Consider the following 21,381-nt stretch of genomic DNA (forward strand, 5'->3'; position numbering starts at 1 on the left):
TAATCACATTAGGATAATACTCACGCGATGTGTCTAGGTTATGGTTGTAATAATCTAAGCCTGCATCTTTTAAGCGTTCTGCCTGCGATTGGTTTAACATCCCTAAAGTCATGCAAGTTTCTAAGCCTAGAGCTTTGACTTCACGTACCATTTCTAGAACATAGGGCATATCGCGTTCATGCGGATTACGCCATGCAGCACCCATACAAAAGCGTGAAGAACCTGAGGCTAAGGCTTCTTTAGCTTCTTGAATGACTTTATCAACTGCAATACGTTTTTCAGCTTCAAGCTGTGAATCATAATGCGCAGACTGCGAGCAATATTTGCAATCTTCAGGGCATTTGCCTGTTTTAATAGACAATAAGGTACTGACTTGTACGGTATTGGCAGCAAAATGTTGGCGATGCACACGTTGTGCTTCAAAGACTAAATCCAGAAAAGGTTGTTCATATAACTGCTGAATTTCTTCCCGAGTCCAATCATTGCGTACTGACATAAGTAAAAGTCCATCATCCCTATTATTCATAGTCTGTATCATACACAAATAGTTTGAATCAGAAAGGCATAATCTCCCAATTTCATGGCTAATATTCGACAGTGTGGAAACAAAAATATGCAGTCGATTTAGTCGCAAACTTAAGCAATTTTACTGTTATTTAGCTGCAAAATTTATTTTTATGGATTTTTATTTTGCAATGAATTGGTCACTAAAATTCAGTTAACTGCATAAATTGGCAAGTAACCTGCAGTCAAAATATCGCACGGTTTTGGATATGATTTTTGTTTAAAATTTAGACTGTTTAAGGAGTTGTTCCTGAATCGCCCAATCCATATGGATTTGCACAATCTCATTATGCTGTGTTCGCGTTTGCTGCAAAATTTGTAAAATCTGTGCTGAAAATGGGGCATTTCCAAGCCCGATTGCAATATTACGCATAAAACTTTTATAGCCTGTACGACGTAATGGACTACCTTCGGTTTTGGCTAAAAATGTGCTTTCATCCCATTGCCATAAATCTAGCAAGCTGACCTGATCTAAGGCATGTCGGGGATGAAAATCCTCCACCGTGGTGACTTGAGCAAAGCTATTCCACGGGCAAATCAGTTGGCAATCATCACAACCAAACACCCGATTACCAATGCCACGACGTAATTCTTCAGGAATGATACCCTGATATTCAATGGTCAAATAAGCAATACATTTACGCGCATCTAACATATAAGGTTCAACAATGGCTTGCGTTGGGCAAATGTCGATGCAGGCTGTGCAAGAGCCGCAATGCGAGGTTGCAGGTGGATCAAAAGGCAAATCTAGTGAAGTAAACAGCTCACCCAATACAAAAAAAGACCCAGATTTTTTATGAATTAGTAATGTGTGTTTGCCTGTCCAACCCATGCCTGCACTTTCTGCAAGCGACTTTTCAAAAATTGGGGCTGAGTCGGCAAAGGGGCGTGATTCAAACTCGCCCACTTTTTCACGAATACGTGTCGCAAGGGTTTTTAGGCGTCCGCGCATGACTTTGTGATAATCGCGTCCACGTGCATAACGGGCTATAATTGCAGAGTTAGGTGCATCGGGAATATGTCGTGGACGTGGTGTTTCCACCAAATAATTCATGCGCACACAAATAATGCTTTTGGTATTCGGGACTAATAGTGTGGGATTGGCGCGCTTGTCTAAATTTTCTTCCAGAAACTTCATATCCCCATGATAGCCACGTTTTAAATATTCCTGAAAACGTGCTAATTCTGCTTGAGCATCTGGTTTGGCAATGACACAATCAGCAAAACCAAGCGCCAAAGCTTGAGCTTTAATCCACGCTTTCAAGGCGGCTGGATCGTCTTGATGCAGAGAAATATGTGCTGAAGTGGTGGATGTTGCCATAACAAAATAGAAGGGAAGAAAATGCCGCAGCAAGTGTACCATAGCCCTGTTTATCATAGTCAAAGTATTCAAGCGTGGGAGCAGCGCTGGTTTGCCCGTCAAAATAGTTCTTACGGTTTAATGCAGCAAGTGGCGTGGACACTGCATTTACAAATTCGCAAAATTTTTGCAAAACAGCCATCTACAATACAAAAAATTGCTGTGTGTTGTGGACAAGGCAATAACGCAGGCGATGGCTATTTAACTGCAAAATATTTAAAACAAGCAGGTTTTCAAGTCGATATTTATGCCGCAACACGCGGTTCATCGGCAGATTTACATCAGGCTTTTTTAGAAGCTCAGACAGAACAAGTCAATATAATTCAAGGTTTTGCATTTCAACAAAGTTATGACTGCTATATTGATGCATTATTTGGTATTGGTTTAGATCGTCCTTTAAATGATGAGTGGCAGTCGCTTATTCACGCAATGAATCAACAAGCGGGTTTAAAAATTGCGGTTGATATTCCAAGCGGTTTAAATGCCAACACGGGGCAGCCATTGCCATGTGCAATTAAAGCCGATTACACCTTTACAGCTTTGGGTTTGAAAGCAGGGTTATTTACAGGGCAGGCACAGGAATATACTGGACTGGTCGATGTGCTGGATTTGATTCCAGCCGATGCAGAACTCAAAGCGTTGGCCCAACTCACACCACATTTGATTCAATTACCCGCACGGCAGGCTTTTGGACACAAAGGCAGTTATGGGCATGTGTTGATTGTGGGCGGACATGCGCAAATGGGTGGTGCGGTGATGATGGCTGCAGAAGCCGCATCAAGCGCAGGTGCAGGGAAAGTGACTGTGGTCTGTCATGCCAAACATCATGTGGCGATATTAAGCCGTGCGCCGAATTTAATGTTGCGGGATATAGACGCACTGACAGGCGCAGAAATTCAGCACTTAATTTCACAGGTCGATGCCGTGAGTTTAGGGATGGGACTAGGACGAGATGCTTGGGCAGAACAGCATTATGCAGACTGGTTTGCCGCACTAAATCAGTCCGAGGTAGAAGTAGTTTACGATGCCGATGCCTTGTGGTTTTTGGCGAAACAAGCGCATTCATGGCATCATCCAGCCCAACTAAAACCGAACAGTTATGCCACACCACATTCAGGTGAGGCTGCGACCTTGCTCAATACTACGGTTGCAGCCATTGAAGCAGACCGTATTGCCGCGATTCAGCAATTGCAGCAACGCTATGCAGGCGATTGGGTGTTAAAAGGTTCAGGTAGTTTGACTTTGCAAGCTGCATCTACAGAACCGCAAGCAAGTTCATTGTGGATTTGTACCGCAGGCAATCCTGGTATGGGTACAGGCGGTATGGGCGATGTGTTGGCAGGCATGATTGCCAGTTTAAAAGCCCAGTTTCACCATCAAATTCAATTGCATGAAATTGTCATGTTACATGCCTTGGCGGGGGATGTATTGGCACAGCAGGGCATGCGCGGTTTACAGGCACAGCACATGAGCCAAGCGATTTATCAGGTTGTGAATCGGTAAAATATAAGCGATGGCGATGCTGATTTAGCGACGTCTGGAGCTTGAGCGACTGCGCCCGCGAGCCATACCGCCCAAGGCATTGAGCACAGCCAATTTGGTCATGCTGCCTGATGCATGAGCATGGCAAATTGCAGCAGCCAAAGCATCGGCAGCATCTTGTTGTGGTTTGATGGATAGATTTAATAATTTCATGACCATCATTTGTACTTGTTCTTTATCGGCAGCGCCATAACCCACGACAGATTGTTTAATTTGACGAGCGGTATATTCCGCCACTTGTAAATCTAAATTTACCAAAGCGGCAATCGCTGCCCCGCGAGCCTGTCCCAATTTTAAGGCAGAGTCTGGGTTTTGCGCCATAAACACTTGTTCAACTGCTGCTTCAGTCGGGCCGTGAAATTTCACAATCCGTTCAATCCCTGCAAAAATCCGTTTTAAGCGTTCGGGCATTTCACTGGTTTCGGTGCGAATGGTTCCTGCATCTACAAAACGTAATTTAGCGCCATCACGTTCAATAATGCCGTAGCCCGTTAGACGAGAACCAGGGTCGATTCCAATAATAAGTGACATGCCAAGCCTTAAAAAATTACATCAAGTTGAATTATAGGAGTTTAAATCTCTTTTGTGTGGAGTAATTTCAAAACATTCGGTCAGTAAGCTGCCGTTTAAACAATTAGCATGTATCCTTTGCCATATTTTCAATTTTGGACTTCATTTTATTTTAAGTTTTGAGGCGTATATTTTATATACGGTAGCAAATGAGAGCGGCAATGAAGTGGATTAATAGGCTAAAACAGTGGGCGAAGCAAATTAAACGAGATGTTTATGCGGTGTGGTTTGCAGCACGTGATCCTGAAACACCGTTTATGGCAAAGCTTTTGGCATTGTTGGTCGCTGCTTATGCTATTTCTCCCATTGATTTAATTCCAGACTTTATACCTGTTTTGGGTTATTTGGATGATTTGATTTTAGTGCCATTGGGCATCATGTTGGTATTGCGTTTAGTACCTGCAGAGGTAATGCAGCGCTGTCGTTTACAAGCCGATGCGATCAGTCAAAAACCGAGCAGTTATATTGCAGCATCAGTTTTTATTGCGTTGTGGTTATTATTGGCTTATGCCGCATATTTTTATCTTTATCGTTTAAATATATAGACGTATTAAGTCTGTTATTGGGTGATGATGAAAATATTAATGACAGACTTAACCTTTAAAAATACAATAATGCCCATATTGAAACAACAGCGAATCAAAAAAGCTTGATCCCGATGAAGCACTTGGTTACTGCATTTTATTTATTTTGTTGAGATTAGATTAATTTTCATGAAATTATTTCTTATTGTTCTAATTGGCTTAGTTCTTGAAGTCTTCGTCTGGATTGGTGTGGGCGACCTAGTGGGGAGCATGTGGTACGTGTTCTTTTGGTTTGTCGCTGCTTTCTTCATTGGTTTGAACCTGATTCGTAAATATTCTGCAGGCGTGATGCCACAAATGCAGCAAATGCAAATGGGGCAGATGAGTGCCGATCCTGCGCTGAGTAATAATTTACCTAAAATTTTTGCGGGTTTTTTATTGATGATTCCAGGATTAATTAGCGATATTTTGGCATTGCTGGTGATGATTCCTGCCGTACAAAATGCCTTTAAAGCGGCAATGATGAAAGCCATGATGAAACGTCAGCAAGCCATGATGGATCAAATGATGGGTGGCATGATGGGCGATATGAATGGCATGGGCGGAGCAGGTCAAAACCCGTTTGCAGATTTAATGCGCCAAATGCAAGACATGCAAAATCAGCAGGGTGGTGGTCGTGATTCCAGTATTATTGATGGTGAAGCACGTGAAATTACCCCCGATGCGAAAAAAATTGAAATGAAAGATGTCAATCCACCTAAATAATATAGGTGATGCTTGATATCAAACCGAATCGTGCTGATTCGGTTTTTTTTATGGGTATTTTTTGGTGAATATGCACGTGAGTGTTTAAACATTGAGGTGTGCATTTAAAGCCTTATTTATTCTCCTACCGCACAAGGTATAATCGGATTTTCAATTCTCCTGATGTATTTATGTCTTTGTTATTCACCATTTGTGCGCTGCATTTTGTGGCACAGCTTAGTCCAGGACCAGATGTTTTATTAATTGCCAAAAGTGCAGCCAGCAATACCCGCCGTAATACCTTGCAGATTATTGCGGGTATTTCATCAGGGATTGTGGTGTGGGTGGTGCTGACCTTATTAGGTTTTACGGTTTTGGTGCAGCAATTTCCTTGGATTCAGCAAGTCTTAATGCTGATTGGCGGTTTATTTCTTGCCAAAATGGGATGGGGCATGTTGTCGGGCGGTTGGCATAGTTGGCAGCAGCGCAAACAGTTTGATGATACTCAAGTGCAAATTCCAGCCGCAAAAAACTACTTTTTATTGGGGCTATTCACCAATTTATCTAATCCGAAAACCTTAATTTATTTTAGTAGTGTATTTGCTTTGGCGTTGAGTTCATCGGCAAGTGCATCTTTAAAAGCCCAATTGGCAGTGATTATTCCAATCCAAACTTTTGTGACATTTACATTATTTATGTTGCTACTTTCGACACCAAAAATGAAAAAGTTATATCAGCGTTCAGGCAGTTATATTGATATGGTCTCGGGCGGATTATTTTTATTATTTGCTGTGTGGTTGTGGTTAGATGCACTACGTATGTTTTAAAACATAAGTTTTAATGTCAATTAATCAGACGCTTTGATGTCGTCAAAAGCCAAGTTTGACGATTTTTTATTCGGAATTTCGGTTTTAGTCGTGTTTTCAGTTTTATCTAAATGATTGGGTTGATAAGTACGGTTTGATCGCAAAGTTGCTTCGGTATTTTCCGAACCTTGATATTTACGGCTACGGTTGGCACGTTCACGCAAGCCGCCTTTTTTAATGAGTTGTACCACTTTAACTTACTCCGTGTAATAAAAAAATATGTACTGAAAGCTAAGTTTGAACCTAAGTTTTAGATGATCGAACATGTAGAATTTTAGCACGACATACCTATTTTAGATGGATAAAGTGACTGTTTATTCAAAAATACGATTTGCGCGAATAGCCGAACTTTGACATTCTAATTTACAAGCGATTGTGTCTGCTCAATCATCCAAAGGGTGTAAGCTACAAAGTGTCACAGTTGCTTAAACAAAATTACACTGCATCAGGGTAGATGGTGTAACAATAAAAACAAGAATTACAGTGAAGTAGGAGAATACCTATGCTGTATCATCAGTATCGTTGCGCATGTTGCAATCGGGTGGTGGAATCATCAGAAAAAGAATGTGGTACTTGTGGTTCACACAATATTCGTAGTCCTTATGGTTTCTGGTTATTCTGTATTTTGGCATGCTTGGCAGCAGCCGTTGTGTTTAAAGTCGTGCATGTTTATTTGCAAGATCATCAAGAAGTGCCCGTGCAACAATCGGTGCTTGAGGTGATTCGTACGCAATAAGTGCTGCATCCAAGCTTAACGCTTATTTCGTCTATACAAGATTTCAAAAAATCCTGAATCATTAAATGGCTCAGGATTTTATTCAACTGTTTTTTCAATATTGAAGAGACTCACCATTTTATTCTTCAATATGGATGAGCAATTTAAAAAGATTAGCGACTTAAGAAGTCAGCTTGGTTGATTGCAGACAGTGCAGCATTCACCTCAAAAATCTTGCCACGAATATCCTTCACGCCAAAACTTTCTAAACGTGCAGTGTGCATTTTTAAATAGCGTTCAGCATTGGCCGCATGATCAAACAGATAGATTCCACCTGCTTCCTGTGTTTGACCGTTCTCAGTCCAAATTTTCCAAAGCATGCCAGTTTCTAGGTTAATGCTTTCTGCAAGTTCACGGTACGCTTGGCTCATGCTTTCGCCAAATGGGCCTTCAGAAGGGAAATCGACTTGAAGAATAACCGCCATAATAAACTCCTACATCATTATCTTAGATGAGTATTTAAAAAATCTCAGGAATGATTCACTATAACATATTCGTATTTTGTATATTGTGGTTTGACAGCTAAATTTTAGGCATAAAAAAGCCCACCGAAGTGAGCTTGATAAAACTGAAAAGTTTTACATTACAGACCTGCAGAGGCTTTTAATGCTTCAACTTTGTCGGTTTTTTCCCATGTAAATGCAGTGTCAGAACCTTGACGACCAAAGTGGCCATAAGCTGCAGTCTGTTTATACATTGGTTGTAACAGGTTCAACATGTTGGTAATGCCGTATGGACGTAAATCGAAGTGTTCACGTACTAAAGCAATAATCAACTCATCTGCCACTTTTGCAGTGTTGAAGGTGTTGATTGAAATTGACGTTGGCTCTGCAACACCAATAGCATAAGACACCTGAATTTCACATTTGTCTGCCAAGCCAGCTGCCACAATATTCTTTGCAACATAACGACCTGCGTAAGCAGCAGAACGGTCAACTTTAGATGGGTCTTTACCAGAGAATGCACCGCCACCATGACGTGCCATGCCGCCGTAAGTATCGACAATGATTTTACGACCAGTTAAACCGCAGTCACCGACAGGGCCGCCAATCACAAACATACCTGTTGGGTTGATGTGGAATTTGGTGTCTGCATGGAACATTTCTGCAGGAATCACTTTTTTCACAATTTCTTCAATTACCGCTTCTTTAAGCTGAATTTGCGAAATTTCAGGATCGTGCTGAGTAGATAACACCACCGCGTCCAAACGTACAGGCACACCATTTTCATAAGCAAAAGTCACCTGACTTTTTGCATCTGGGCGTAACCACGGCAAAGCACCACTGCGACGTAATTCAGCTTGCTTTTCCATTAAGCGGTGTGCGTAAGAAATTGGGGCAGGCATTAATACATCAGTTTCACGGCTGGCGTAACCAAACATCAAACCTTGGTCACCTGCGCCTTGATCTTCAGGCTTTTGACGGTCTACACCTTGTGCAATTTCAGGTGATTGTTTACCAATCATGTTAATGACCGCACAGGTTGAACCATCAAAACCTAAGTCAGAATGATGGTAACCAATGCCATTTACGGTTTGACGAACAACGGCTTCAAAATCGACATTTGCAGTTGTTGTGATTTCACCTGCCAGTACAACCGCACCCGTTTTTACAAGCGTTTCACAAGCAACCCGCGCATAAGGGTCTTCTTTTAAGATTGCATCCAAAATGGCATCACTGATTTGGTCAGCCATTTTATCTGGATGGCCTTCGCTTACAGATTCCGAGGTAAATACAGCGTACTCGCGCATAAGTCCTATCACAGTTAAATTCAAAAGACGCAATATGTTACATCGAGTTAGACTTTAGGACTAGCACATTACGACTAAATTGGCTGAATTTATTTCAATTCAATGACTTTTTATCGCATATCTTTAGCTAAAAAATAGATAAAGTATCGGTATGACTATATTGTGACTCAAAAATATTCATGTTGGCTAAAGTATGCTGTCATAATTTTAAACTAAGGAGCACCTTGTTTTTAAGTGGTGAATCATTTTTAAAAACAATATTGTAGATGGGTAATTTAAAGACTTTGAATTGACTTTATCTGCATCAAGCTGCATTTTCAAAAGCTGTTTTAAAATTTTGGACGATGGCTGTGATTCAATTTATTGTGTGAAAAGTGAATAAAATTCAAGATGTGTTAAAATCTGTCTATTATTTCTACAGAATACTGTTGTGTTTTAACTTGTTGCTAGGCATTTGATTGGAGTTGCTGCAAGAGCGACATCACAATTCCATCCTGCGTCTATAAATTGAAATATCTATACTTTAGAATTTTGCCAAGAATAGAGCTTAACACGGCAATTAGCTATTTTCTTGTTGTTATAAACGTGAAAACGTCTTTGAATTTGCACGAAAAATACCCTGAATGGGAATTAATGCGGAAATATTGTTGCATAGGCTTTACCCCTCAGGCGTTTTTTTGAGAGAATAGCGGCTGTTTTGAATTCTATTCATCTTCTTCTATTTAACGATTTTTTGTGGACTCTGACCTATGACGACCCCGCTTAACGAACGTCGTATTGCAAACGCAATTCGTGTATTGGCAATGGATGCTGTGCAAAAAGCAAATTCAGGACATCCAGGTGCACCGATGGGGATGGCAGATATTGCCGATGTGGTGTGGCGTGAATTTTTGAATCACAACCCAACCAATCCACAATGGGCAAACCGCGACCGTTTTGTATTGTCTAATGGTCATGGTTCAATGTTGCAATATGCGTTGTTGCATTTAACAGGTTATGATCTTTCAATCGAAGATTTAAAAGCGTTCCGTCAGTTACACTCTAAAACACCTGGCCACCCAGAATTGGGTTATGCACCAGGGATTGAAACCACCACTGGTCCACTCGGTCAGGGGATTGCAAATGCTGTTGGTTTTGCTTTAGCAGAAAAAACACTGGCTGCACAATTTAATAAAGAAGATATTCAGGTTGTAGACCATTTCACTTACTGTTTCTTGGGTGATGGTTGCTTAATGGAAGGTGTTTCACACGAAGCATGTTCATTGGCAGGTACTTTAGGTTTAGGCAAGCTGGTTGTTTATTATGATGACAACGGCATTTCTATTGATGGTGAAGTAGAAGGCTGGTTCTCTGACGATACCGAACAACGTTTCTTATCTTACGGCTGGCAAGTCTTAAAAGTTGATGGTCACGATGCCGATGCAATTCGTGCTGCAACGGTTGAAGCAAAAGCTGAAACGCAAAAACCGACTATTATTATTTGTAAAACTGTTATTGGTTTAGGTTCGCCAAACAAACAAGGTAAAGAAGACTGTCACGGTGCGCCATTAGGCCATGATGAAATCGCTTTGACGCGTCAAGCATTAGGCTGGACAGATGAAGCATTTGTTATTCCTGAAGATGTATATGCCGCTTGGGATGCTAAAGCGAAAGGTGCAGAAGCAGAAGCAGCATGGAATACAACTTTTGATGCCTATGCAGCAAAATTTCCAACGGAAGCTGCAGAACTTAAACGCCGTTTAAGCGGTGAACTACCTGCAGAATTCATCGCGCAGGCAGATGCGTTTATTGCTGAAACTAATGCTAAAGCTGAAACTATTGCAACGCGTAAAGCCAGCCAAAATACTTTGCAAGCATTTGGCCCATTATTGCCTGAATTATTGGGTGGTTCTGCAGACTTGGCAGGTTCAAACTTAACCCTTTGGAAGGGTTGCCAAGGCGTTCAGGACAATGCAGCAGGGAACTACGTGCATTATGGCGTACGTGAGTTTGGTATGACTGCTATTGCAAATGGTGTAGCACTTCACGGTGGTTTCATTCCTTACGTTGCAACATTCTTAATGTTTATGGAATATGCGCGTAATGCCGTGCGTATGTCTGCATTAATGAAGCAACGTGTGATTCATGTGTATACCCACGACTCGATTGGTTTGGGTGAAGATGGTCCAACACACCAACCGATTGAACAAATTGCATCTTTACGTGGTACGCCAAACTTAAATACATGGCGTCCTGCAGATACCGTTGAAGCGGCTATTTCTTGGAAATCTGCATTAGTACGCAGCGAAGGTCCAACTGCTTTAATTTTCTCACGTCAAAACTTGCCATTCCAAACTCGTACTCAAGCGCAAATTGAGAACGTGGCAAAAGGTGGTTATGTCTTGGCTGAAGAAAAAGGCGAATTGAAAGCCATTATTATTGCAACAGGTTCAGAAGTGGGCTTGGCAATGGAAGCATACGCGCAGCTTGAAGGTGTACGTGTTGTGTCTATGCCGTGTGCAGAAGAATTTGTGAAGCAAGATGCAGCATATCGTGAAGCGGTATTGCCATCACATATTCGTGCACGTGTTGCGGTTGAAGCAGCGCATGTAGACTACTGGTGGAAGTTTGTCGGCTTAGACGGTAAAGTTATTGGTATGACAACTTATGGTGAATCTGCACCTGCAAAAGACTTGTATCAGTACTTTGGCATTACCACTGAAGCGGTTGTTGCTGCAGTAAAAGAATTAACAGCTTAATTTTTTAATCCAGTGTTTTTAAAGGCGTTCCTGTAAAGGGACGTCTTTTATTTTTGCATATTTGTTTGGTATTCGATGTGATGATCCAACAAATTTTGTCAGTGTAAGTCAGGTTTGTGAATAAACCTCTGTGTAATTGAGTGAGATGAGAAATGAGTTTGTACGAGCAAATTAATGATGAAGTCACTTTAATGGATGCGGGTGAGCAAAAGTGGATTGGACAAGATTTACCACTTGAAGCTATGGTGGCGGTAGAGTTGTTGTTACAGGATTTGGCTGAAGATCAGCAAATCAAAATTCGCCGTAAGAACCATGAAAAGCAATCAGGCTTAAAGCAGGTTGATCGTATTTTGATTGAGAAGCTTTAATCTATTGCGATGAATGCGGTGCATTAAATGGTGTATCGTCAAAAATAGCTTTATTCTATGCGTAGGGTAAAGCTTTTTTTATTGCTGAAAAATAGTTTATAAAATAGCCTAAGCATAATATGAATGATGCATAATCAATAAAATGATTCGATGCAAAAATAATCAGGCAATATCAAAGCATGCAGACAACTATATTAGATCATCAATTTAAGCACATCGACATTGTCGCGTTAAGTGAAATCCAATTTGAGCAATGGCAACCACTTTGGCAGGGTTATCAGCAATTTTATCAGGTGCAATTAAGTGATGAGGTTACGCAAAATACGTGGTCAAAACTAATTAATCCACACAGGACGCATATTTATGGTTTTGCTGCCGTATATCAAACTCAAGTTGTGGCAATTGTGCATGTAATTGAACATGACAGTTGTTGGACGCTTAAACCTTATGCCTATTTGCAAGATTTATATACCTTGCCTGAGTACAGAGGGATGGGAATTGCTCAGCAGCTTATTCAGCAGGTGAATCAAACAGCGCAACAGCGTGAATGTGATCGGGTATATTGGCTGACTCATGAAGATAATTTACAGGCACGGCAGTTGTATGATCGTGTCGCAAAAAGAACAGGTTTTATTCAATATCGCAGCCCTGCAACAGCGATGTAAAACGCGCATGCATATTTTTACAAATTTATCGTTTCAGTCATGCAACATACTGTTTTATCTTTAATCCTGTATTTGCAGCAAAAATCTATAAACTAAACCTCATTGAAACGTATCAACACTTTTAGAGATGAACAATATGAACATGAAATCAATTGCTTTAGGTTTGGCTATCGCGTCTGCAGCAACAATGACAATGGCTAAACCAGTGGCTTATCAAATTGACCCAACGCATACGGCTACTGTATTTACTTGGGATCACTTCGGTTTTTCTACGCCATCAGGTAACTTCTCAGACATTCAAGGTACTATCAACATTGATGAGAAAAAACCTGCTAACTCATCTGTGAATGTCACGATTCCATTAAGTAGCATCAACACCAACGTAAAAGCTTTAGATGAGCACTTAATGGCAGCAGATTGGTTTGATGCAGCAAAATATCCAACCATTACTTTTAAAAGTACCAAAGTTGAAACTCAAGACAAGAAAAACTTTAAAATCACAGGTGATTTAACAGTTAAAGGTGTAACTAAGCCAGTGGTACTTGACGCAGTATTGAACAAACAAGGTCCACACCCAATGACGCAGGCAGCGACTGTTGGTTTTAATGCAACAACATCATTCAACCGTTCTGCATTTGGTATCGCAAGCTATGTACCAAACGTGGGTGATAAAATTACTGTTAACATCACTACTGAAGCATCTGTAGCTGCAAAAAAATAAGCAGTTGTGATTTGATCAAAAAGCATCATTTTTTAAATGGTGCTTTTTTTATGTCCGTGATTTCATCTACATGACTTTGATGTTAGTAATTTTAGGTCTATGACTTGTAAATCTATGTAGATAAATGGCTTTTTCTGTTTTTCTTTTTGTCCATCTGTACATCCCAAATATAAAAAAATGCGAACCGAAGTTCGCATTTTCATTCATCATGTTGAGGTTAAAAGCTTAACTTAGAAGAAGCCTGCAGGTTTAGTTGAATAACTTACCAACAAGTTCTTGGTTTGTTGATAATGTTCTAACATCATCTTGTGGTTTTCACGGCCAATACCTGATTTTTTATAACCACCGAAAGCTGCATGCGCAGGGTAAATGTGATAACAGTTCGTCCAAACGCGACCCGACTGAATAGCACGACCTGCACGGTAAGAAGTGTGCGCAGAACGTGACCAAACACCTGCACCTAAACCGTAAATGGTGTCATTGGCAATTTTAATGGCTTCATCGAAGTCTTTAAATGTGGTCACAGAAAGCACTGGGCCAAAAATCTCTTCTTGGAAAATTTTCATGTCGTTGGTGCCTTTGAAAATTGTCGGCTCAATATAGAAACCGCTGCCAACTTCATGACGCTCACCACCACCTGTTAACACTTGTGCACCTTCGGCACGACCTGTCGCAATACAACCCAAGATTTTGTCCTGTTGTTCTTGCGATGCTTGTGCACCAATCATCGTTTCAGTATCAAGCGGGTGACCTGTTTTAATACGTTTAACACGTTCAATGGCTTTTTCAAGGAAACGGTCAGCAATACTTTCCTGCACAAGCGCACGCGATGGACAAGTACAAATTTCACCCTGATTCAGCGCGAACATAGCAAAGCCTTCGAGTGCTTTGTCTAGGTAGTCGTCTTCTTGCGCCATAACATCTTCAAAGAAAAGATTTGGAGATTTACCACCAAGCTCCAAAGTCACTGGAATGATGTTTTCAGTGGCGTATTGCATGATCAATTGACCGACCTGAGTCGAACCTGTGAATGCAATTTTGGCAATACGTGGATTGGTTGCCAATGGGCGACCAACTTCTACGCCGTAACCATTGACTACGTTTAGTACGCCAGCAGGCAATAAATCTTGAATCAGTTCGACTAAAACTAAAATGCTGGCAGGGGTTTGCTCTGCAGGTTTAAGTACAATACAGTTACCGGCAGCCAAAGCAGGTGCAAGTTTCCATGTTGCCATTAAAATAGGGAAGTTCCATGGAATAATTTGCCCTACAACGCCCAATGGCTCATGGAAATGATAGGCAATGGTATCTTCATCAATTTCAGAAATTCCGCCTTCTTGGGCACGAATACAGCCCGCAAAATAACGGAAATGGTCAATCGCCAATGGAATGTCGGCAGCCAATGTTTCACGAACAGGCTTACCATTATCCCAAGTTTCGGCAACTGCCAATAACTCTAGATTTTGTTCTAAACGATCTGCAATTTTTAACAAAATGTTAGAACGCGTTGTTGGAGATGAGCTGTTCCATTGCGCTTTGGCTTTATGGGCTGCATCTAAAGCCAGTTCAATGTCTTCTGCCGATGAACGTGGGACTTTGGTAAATACTTTGCCATCCACAGGAGAGATATTTTCAAAATATTCACCTTTTACAGGGGCGACCCACTTGCCACCAATAAAGTTTTCGTATTGTGCTTTGAATTGAACTTTCGAACCGGGTTGATTGGGATCTACGTAACGCATAATTCACTTCCTTTGATGGTTTTTTATAATCTGCCGTCATCTTTACCTTTTAGCACAATCCTGTGTCTAAAATCAGGTTAAATTTACGGCTAAGGTATAAGGTACTTTGGTACGCTATTTGTTTAGCATACCAATATAAGGTTGGAAAAAGGTTGGAAAGTTGCAGGTTTACAAGCAATGAACAAATCCTTACAAAAGTAAGCGGTACAATGGATGTAATGCCCACAGGATTGTGAGAATCAATAATGATGAAAAAACAAGACCTATTGGAAAAAAGACAGCATATTGAACAGTTTAGACAAAGAAGTAGTTTATCGCCGCTGCATGCGCAGCAAATTCAGCAGAGTATTTTAAATTCTTGGCAACGCTCTCAAATTGCGGAAATTCCTGTTGATCGGCTGGCAGCCCCGTTAAATTCTCGTTTATTGCATCCGCAAGGCGGTTCGGCTTTACAACGTGCTGTGCAAAACTGTGCAGAAGATTTAAGACATATAGCACAGCAGTCCAACATGGTGGCAGCCGTGGGCGATGTGGGCAGTACAATTATTTGGACGGCAGCGAGCGCGCAAATGCGTAATGTGGCGGAACAGGTGCATTTTGTAGAGGGCGGGCAGTGGCGTGAGGAGTTGGTAGGTACCAATGCTTTGGCTTTGTCACTTAAAACGCAGCAAGCAAGTTGTGTATTTTCCAGTGAACACTTTATGTCATCGTTACATGACTGGGTTTGTTATGCAGCGCCTATTTTAGACCCTTATTCCAAACAAGTATTGGGTGTAATTGATTTATCGACTACTTGGAAAAACCATAACAGTTTGGGGATGTTGGCAGCAGAACGCTGTGCTTCTTTGATTCAAAATGCACTGCTTGATCAGCAAAAACAGCAGCTTTATATTCGCGCGTTTCGCGTGCCACAGGTGTTATTTAATGGCAAAGTGGTGGTGATGACACCGCGTCAAATTGAAATATTGGTGATTTTAGCACTTTGTCCACAAGGCATGAGTTTAGATACTTTACACCAAGCTCTATATGGTGAGCGTAAAGTCAGTATGGGCACGCTTAAAGCTGAGATGTCTCAATTACGTGATATTCTAGGCGGGATGCTTGGTTCGCGTCCTTACCGAATTTTGGCGCATATAGAAGCCGATTTTTTACAAGCCGAGCAGGCTTTAGATGCTGGTTATGTGCAGTCTGCCTTACAAACGTGTGCAGGAGTATTTTTGGCGAAAACTGAAAGTCCATTTTTATGTGCATGGCGAGATTGCTTAGAATCTCGCCTGAGTGATGCCATTTTTAATGCACAAGATACCGATGTATTGCTGAAACATTTGGCGCATAGCCCTGAAGCGATTGATGCGGTAGAGCGTTTAATTGAACTGATGCCAAAGCATCATCCTGCACATCAAATTTTATTAAAATACAAAGCCTAAATGACGAATCAAGTCTTTAGGCTTTCATTTCACTGTCCTTTAGTCTTACTGTTTTTTTTAGTTTTTACAGCCCTTTGCGGTTTAACCAGTCAAACAAGGACTGATACACTTCCGCGCGGACTTCTGGCGCAGAAAGCACCAAATCATGCACGCCATCTTCAATTTGGCAAAGCTGAATATCACCATGCATGTGATGCCCATATTTTTGCATATCCGCAACATCCAAAATTACGTCAGTGCGTTGCGCAATCTCATTCCATTGGCGTGGATAACTACTTTGACTCGCATGCATAATTAAGGTGGGTACTCCCAAATGCACACTGGCATGAATTTCTTTTTGCGCTTCATGAATTGCACGTACAAAACTTAATCGCACTTTTGGATAACGCGGTTTCTTCCATTCCAAATTAAATAACCATTCACCATGATATTGTTTGTGTAGACTTGGTACATAAAATGGATTAAGGCGGCTTGGAAATTTCATTTCTGGCAGCAATTTGCCCAATTGGCTCAAACGAGGAATGCCGAATTTTTTCTCAATCTCGCTCATATTGAAATCATAAAAAGGGCTGTTACACCATAAACCACGAATCAGTGGATGATTGGGATGATGTGCTACATATAACGTGGTGATTAATCCACCTGTTGAATGTCCTGCCAAAATTACCGAATCATGTTCTTCTGTGGCAATTTGCTCAAGTGCAGCGGAAATTTCTGCATCATATTCAGACAAGCTGCGCACATTGTACCAATGTTGATGTGACAAATGCGAACGCCCATATTTACGTAAATCTAGGGCATAAAAGTCATAACCGTGATGATTAAACTGGTCTGCCATTTCTGTTTGAAAAAAATAGTCAATAAAACCATGAATATAAAGTACTGCTTTACGGGTTTCTTGTTCGGCTTTTTTGCGTACCAAGGTAGCAATCACTTTGCCTTCATAATCCGAAGGAAAATCCAGCGTCATTTGTTGGTAATCGGCACCCAAAATATCGGGTTGATAGCTTGGTGTTGTTTTTTGTTTTTTACTTAACAGCATAAGGTGTTCGTCATCCATTTTATTTTGACTATATCCTTGATGAGCTGTGCGCATTTGTCAAATTGAATTATGCAAACCCTCTGCATCTAAATCGCTTTAGTTTTATGCTGCGAGTTCATTTTGTTCTGAACAGCAAAAAAAGCAGAACGCATCTGAGATGGTTCTGCCAAAGGGAAGGATAAAAATAAAACAGCAAAAGAGGAAAATTGAAAAAAAGGATGGGAGATGCTGAGCAAATCTTGATTCACTCAGCAGGAGATTCAAATTACATCGCGGCTTTAAAAATTTCGACCACTTGTGCATGATTGGCTTTACGTGGGTTGGTGAGCATGCAGGCATCTTTTTGTGCATTTTCAGCCATAATCGCCAAGTCATCTTCTTTCACGCCTAACTCTGCTAAACCTGTTGGAATACCAATTGAGCTAGATAATTCACGAATTGCATCAATTGCGGCATAGGCGGCTTCTGTGGTGGTTAATCCGTCAGTATTGACTCCCATCAATTCTGCAATATCTGCATAACGCTCAGGGCAGGCAATCAGGTTAAATTCGCAAACATGCGGCAGTAAAATTGCATTACAGACGCCGTGCGGCAAGTTGTAGAAACCACCGAGTTGATGCGCCATGGCATGCACATAACCCAATGAGGCATTATTAAATGCCATACCAGCCAAATATTGCGCATAGCTCATGGCATCACGTGCTTCAATATTTTCACCATTTGCCACGGCAGGGCTAAGCCACTGGCTAATCATACGAATAGCTTTTTCAGCGCAGGCATCGGTAATAGGATTGGCTGCAGTTGAAACGTAGGCTTCTACAGCATGGGTTAAGGCATCCATGCCTGTTGCTGCGGTTAAACCTGCAGGTTTGGCAATCATGAGTTTTGGATCATCAATGGCGATGAGTGGTGTGCAGCGCCAATCGACAATTGCCATTTTAACGTGCGTGTCGGTATTGGTAATGATACAGAAACGGGTCATTTCCGATGCTGTACCTGCTGTGGTGTTAATGGCAATTAGTGGAGTCATTGGCACGGTACTTTTATCAATGCCTTCATAATCACGAATATGCCCACCACCTGCGGTAACTAAGCCAATGCCTTTGGCACAGTCGTGTGAAGAACCGCCACCTAAAGACACAATAAAGTCGCATTGATTGGCATTGTAGGCATCGACACCTTTATGTACGTTAATGTCGGTTGGGTTTGGCTCAGCACCTGCAAAGATATGGCTAGCAACGCCTGCTTCGGTGAGATAGCCTGCAATGGTATCGGCTACGCCAAATTTAAACAGTCCTTCATCTGTCACAATCAGGGCTTTTTTAGCACCTAAATTTTGCGCTCTTACGCCAATTTCTTTGGCACAACCAGGGCCGAAGAGAGACACACAAGGAATATAAAAACCGTTGGTTTGATCTGCAATATTTTTAAAAGCCATGCTCAGATTCCTTCTTGCATTGGGTATTGGAATAATGTGTTGTTATCGCGGTGTTGAACCGTGATTTGAGTATTCAATGCTTTGTGGTGAAATCCTACCTACCAAACACCAACCCTATTTTCTGAGTAAATAATGCAAACTAATCAATTGAAATTTATTTGTTTTTTAATGGGTTTTTATTTTTTCTGAAGTTGTGCGCAGGCTATAGGCAAGGGCTTAAATCTTGTTTATAGTGTTTTTGTATCTCTAATTTTAAGGTGTAGATACCGTTCACATAAATTTCAGGTGTAATTCAATTAATAAGTGGCTTAAGCTCGATTGAAGAATTGTCCACTTTTTGCAGATGGAAATAAAAAACAAAAAATAGGGATGTATCACGTGATGGGTCTAGTCGGTGCAATCAAATAAAAATAAGATGACACTTAGATAGACCGCACTTAAGCATGAGGAGCGTATATGCAGCCAATTTGCCAGCATAGCCAGTTGCATGCCGTTGCACAGCAATTGGTTCGTATTTCCAGTGTGGCCGCAGAAATCTATCAAGATCAAATGGATTTGGTTGGACATTTTACAGCACAAAATTTGTTTCGGATCGATCCTTTGCAGCATCGGGTTGAATTGCTAAACGGTCTATTTAGCCTTGAATTTTATCCGCCTAAATCTAACCCTAGTTTAATTCAGACGCAGTTTGAGTTTGCGGGGCTGCATCAAGAAGCGTTTGAAGATTTTTTTCTGCATGATTTACAGTTTCACACGGGCGATTTAAAGCCACAACACTCCTTATTTTTGCGTAATCAGGCGCAGCAATTACGACATCTGATTATGCAGCAAGCCTATATGTGGGTGGATGGTGCTGCACGTGTTCAACAGTTGCTGCTGCATTTAGATGGTGTACAGGCTCAGATTTTAGATCAAGCCTTGATTCAGTCTGATTATGCCCAACACGCTGTTTTTACAGGTGCTGTACAGCATGGTGCGGTCATTCCAGAGGAAACTTTGACTGCTTTATCTGCATTGTGTGCTTTAGAATTTATTGAGGGTGATACCTTTTTGCCTGTGCAAGCCTTAATGCACAGTTATGATGATTTTTGTTTTAGTGCAACACAGTTTTTGCCTAAAGCCATGTATCGTATTTTGGCGGTGTCCTTTCCTGAGCGTTTTAATTTACAAGATTTAATTGACCATCAGGATGATATTCAGTTGTTGTATCGGCATGCCGAAGAACATGGTCATTTACTGGGTTTTGCCCGTTTAATGCACCGAGAAGTGTGGCAGCGTTCCGATGCATTGGCAAAACCGCATTTCTTAAAATCCTGTCCTTTAATTTGGCAAAAGAAGGTTGCCAAACTGCCGTTATTTGATTATCCACGAGCGGTGAACTGGCTGTTTAAACAGTCTGCACAAATGTTGGATTGGCTCAGTTTAAATATGCAGCACACCAGTGTGCGGGTCGCAGTGACAGCGCTCAGTTTTGTCGATTGTAGTCAGGCACATCCACGGATTATTTTGGCAACTTTGCAATATTTTCAATATTCTGCGGCGCGTATGTTTATTCAAAGCTGTAATGTGTATGCGACACAGCAGGCGTGGTTTGCGCATGCACATAATGTCAGCCTAATGCCACATGGTGAAAAACAATCTGTAGATGATCCACGCGTTGCGATTAGTCCTTCCATTTTGTATTTGGATGAATGGATGAGTTTGCTAAAAACAGTGGCGCAGCAAGATGAGTATTTGGTGAAACATGTATTTAGACGTTTGAGTCGTGTCATGCAAAGTTATATGTTGTATTTACAGCAAATCACACAGGATTTACCACCCGCTTTGTTGGATTATATTCAGCCCGAGAGTCAGCAGCAGCGTGACTTTTATACGGTATTGCAGCGTTATCAGCTTCAACCCGATGATTTTAGGCAGCGTTTTTATTTACGGGCGCAGCATACGCGAGTTTCAGTGTTTGACAGTTATGTGCGTGACTATTTACTGGAATATTTTGCAGCGCATACGCATATTCCTAAAAGTCTGAGTTGGTTGGGGCTGTTTCATCAGGCGGTGCGTTGGCATCAACAAGTGTATAAAGCAGAGCTATTTGCCAAACTGAAAAAAGAAATTCCGTGTAGCACATGGCAGGCGAAAAGCCCGCAGCAAATATTGTACTTTTCAGGTTGGTGTTTTGAAGAACTGACCGATTTAGACCGTATTATTGAAGAATCGAAAAACTTTAAACACTGTTTGGCACTTAGCTATGCCAAGCTAATGAGTGAAGGGCAATATGTGGCTTTTCACATGGCATCGCCACATTATGCGCAGCAATTGACTCTGGGCTGTCATTTTCGGCAGGGGCAACTTGAATTTGATCAGTTGGAATATCCGAATAATCAAAAAGCGGAACAGTTACTGGTGACCATTGCAGAGCAGTTTATTGCATGGCTGAATCCACAATTGCCAGCTAAAGCATAAGACAACAGTTGTCGTATTCGCAGACTTGAGCCTTAACTTTTAGGCAAAAACTCGTTAGGCTATAGCCGTTCAGCAATGGTATAGG

General features: G+C 41.3%; 20 protein-coding genes. 11 read left to right on the forward strand and 9 right to left on the reverse strand.

What is annotated here, in order from left to right; all coding sequences use genetic code 11:
* Positions 1–496 (reverse strand): radical SAM protein (locus FTV41_RS07500; protein WP_179996357.1); only part of this gene is annotated, 496 nt, incomplete at its 3' end.
* Positions 497–784: 288 nt separating this feature from the next.
* Positions 785–1,885 (reverse strand): tRNA epoxyqueuosine(34) reductase QueG, encoded by a 1,101-nt coding sequence (queG, locus tag FTV41_RS07505; protein WP_218945164.1) that lies wholly within the window; start codon positions 1,883–1,885, stop codon positions 785–787.
* A gap of 21 nt (positions 1,886–1,906) precedes the next feature.
* Between queG and FTV41_RS07510 the strand changes: the two genes are divergently transcribed.
* Positions 1,907–3,427 carry an NAD(P)H-hydrate dehydratase gene (locus FTV41_RS07510; RefSeq protein ID WP_179996358.1) on the forward strand — a complete coding sequence of 507 codons (1,521 nt, stop codon included), beginning with the start codon at positions 1,907–1,909 and terminating at the stop codon, positions 3,425–3,427.
* Positions 3,428–3,451: 24 nt separating this feature from the next.
* On the opposite strand, the gene ruvC is transcribed toward FTV41_RS07510, so the two are convergent.
* Complete coding sequence (gene ruvC, locus FTV41_RS07515) at positions 3,452–3,997, reverse strand: crossover junction endodeoxyribonuclease RuvC (RefSeq protein ID WP_004976895.1); 546 nt, start codon at positions 3,995–3,997, stop codon at positions 3,452–3,454.
* A 200-nt stretch (positions 3,998–4,197) separates the two neighbouring features.
* Here ruvC and FTV41_RS07520 point away from each other — a divergent pair, with 200 nt between their 5' ends.
* From FTV41_RS07520 to FTV41_RS07530, 3 genes are all read left to right on the forward strand, one after another.
* The gene (locus FTV41_RS07520) at positions 4,198–4,581 is read left to right on the forward strand and encodes a YkvA family protein (RefSeq protein ID WP_096901198.1); all 384 of its coding nucleotides are present in this window, start codon (positions 4,198–4,200) and stop codon (positions 4,579–4,581) included.
* Between the two features lie 168 nt (positions 4,582–4,749).
* On the forward strand, positions 4,750–5,325 hold the full coding sequence (locus FTV41_RS07525) for an FxsA family protein (protein ID WP_179996359.1): 576 nt from the start codon (positions 4,750–4,752) through the stop codon (positions 5,323–5,325).
* A 170-nt stretch (positions 5,326–5,495) separates the two neighbouring features.
* Positions 5,496–6,131: a LysE family transporter gene (locus FTV41_RS07530; RefSeq protein WP_096901197.1), complete on the forward strand. Its 636-nt coding sequence runs from the start codon at positions 5,496–5,498 to the stop codon at positions 6,129–6,131.
* A 20-nt stretch (positions 6,132–6,151) separates the two neighbouring features.
* Here the strand turns inward: FTV41_RS07530 and FTV41_RS07535 are convergent, their stop codons facing one another.
* Positions 6,152–6,361 carry a hypothetical protein gene (locus FTV41_RS07535; protein WP_004976887.1) on the reverse strand — a complete coding sequence of 70 codons (210 nt, stop codon included), beginning with the start codon at positions 6,359–6,361 and terminating at the stop codon, positions 6,152–6,154.
* 314 nt (positions 6,362–6,675) lie between these two features.
* On the opposite strand from FTV41_RS07535, the gene FTV41_RS07540 reads away from it, so the two are divergent.
* Positions 6,676–6,906: a hypothetical protein gene (locus FTV41_RS07540; protein WP_372238839.1), complete on the forward strand. Its 231-nt coding sequence runs from the start codon at positions 6,676–6,678 to the stop codon at positions 6,904–6,906.
* A 152-nt stretch (positions 6,907–7,058) separates the two neighbouring features.
* On the opposite strand, the gene FTV41_RS07545 is transcribed toward FTV41_RS07540, so the two are convergent.
* The gene (locus tag FTV41_RS07545) at positions 7,059–7,370 is read right to left on the reverse strand and encodes a monooxygenase (RefSeq protein ID WP_096901196.1); all 312 of its coding nucleotides are present in this window, start codon (positions 7,368–7,370) and stop codon (positions 7,059–7,061) included.
* 158 nt (positions 7,371–7,528) lie between these two features.
* Positions 7,529–8,695 carry a methionine adenosyltransferase gene (gene metK, locus FTV41_RS07550; protein ID WP_004976883.1) on the reverse strand — a complete coding sequence of 389 codons (1,167 nt, stop codon included), beginning with the start codon at positions 8,693–8,695 and terminating at the stop codon, positions 7,529–7,531.
* Between the two features lie 749 nt (positions 8,696–9,444).
* On the opposite strand from metK, the gene tkt reads away from it, so the two are divergent.
* The 4 genes from tkt (at position 9,445) to FTV41_RS07570 (ending at position 13,187) form a co-directional block, all read left to right on the forward strand.
* Complete coding sequence (gene tkt, locus FTV41_RS07555; protein ID WP_179996360.1) at positions 9,445–11,433, forward strand: transketolase; 1,989 nt, start codon at positions 9,445–9,447, stop codon at positions 11,431–11,433.
* A 152-nt stretch (positions 11,434–11,585) separates the two neighbouring features.
* Positions 11,586–11,801 carry a hypothetical protein gene (locus FTV41_RS07560; RefSeq protein ID WP_004976879.1) on the forward strand — a complete coding sequence of 72 codons (216 nt, stop codon included), beginning with the start codon at positions 11,586–11,588 and terminating at the stop codon, positions 11,799–11,801.
* A 179-nt stretch (positions 11,802–11,980) separates the two neighbouring features.
* A complete protein-coding gene (locus FTV41_RS07565) occupies positions 11,981–12,466 on the forward strand; it encodes a GNAT family N-acetyltransferase (protein WP_179996361.1) in 486 nt (161 codons plus the stop codon).
* A gap of 136 nt (positions 12,467–12,602) precedes the next feature.
* The gene (locus FTV41_RS07570) at positions 12,603–13,187 is read left to right on the forward strand and encodes a YceI family protein (protein WP_004976875.1); all 585 of its coding nucleotides are present in this window, start codon (positions 12,603–12,605) and stop codon (positions 13,185–13,187) included.
* Positions 13,188–13,417: 230 nt separating this feature from the next.
* On the opposite strand, the gene FTV41_RS07575 is transcribed toward FTV41_RS07570, so the two are convergent.
* A complete protein-coding gene (locus FTV41_RS07575) occupies positions 13,418–14,929 on the reverse strand; it encodes an aldehyde dehydrogenase family protein (RefSeq protein ID WP_179996362.1) in 1,512 nt (503 codons plus the stop codon).
* 245 nt (positions 14,930–15,174) lie between these two features.
* Here FTV41_RS07575 and FTV41_RS07580 point away from each other — a divergent pair, with 245 nt between their 5' ends.
* Positions 15,175–16,356, forward strand: coding sequence for a transcriptional regulator (locus FTV41_RS07580; protein WP_179996363.1), 1,182 nt, complete (start codon positions 15,175–15,177; stop codon positions 16,354–16,356).
* 64 nt (positions 16,357–16,420) lie between these two features.
* On the opposite strand, the gene FTV41_RS07585 is transcribed toward FTV41_RS07580, so the two are convergent.
* Positions 16,421–17,416, reverse strand: coding sequence for an alpha/beta hydrolase (locus FTV41_RS07585; RefSeq protein WP_179996364.1), 996 nt, complete (start codon positions 17,414–17,416; stop codon positions 16,421–16,423).
* A 247-nt stretch (positions 17,417–17,663) separates the two neighbouring features.
* A complete protein-coding gene (locus tag FTV41_RS07590) occupies positions 17,664–18,836 on the reverse strand; it encodes an iron-containing alcohol dehydrogenase (protein WP_004976867.1) in 1,173 nt (390 codons plus the stop codon).
* Between the two features lie 456 nt (positions 18,837–19,292).
* On the opposite strand from FTV41_RS07590, the gene FTV41_RS07595 reads away from it, so the two are divergent.
* Positions 19,293–21,296, forward strand: coding sequence for a hypothetical protein (locus FTV41_RS07595; RefSeq protein WP_179996365.1), 2,004 nt, complete (start codon positions 19,293–19,295; stop codon positions 21,294–21,296).
* Positions 21,297–21,381 lie beyond the last annotated feature (85 nt).

Origin of the sequence: Acinetobacter sp. YH16051 (assembly GCF_013417135.1) — a bacterium.
GTDB classification, from domain to species: domain Bacteria; phylum Pseudomonadota; class Gammaproteobacteria; order Pseudomonadales; family Moraxellaceae; genus Acinetobacter; species Acinetobacter towneri.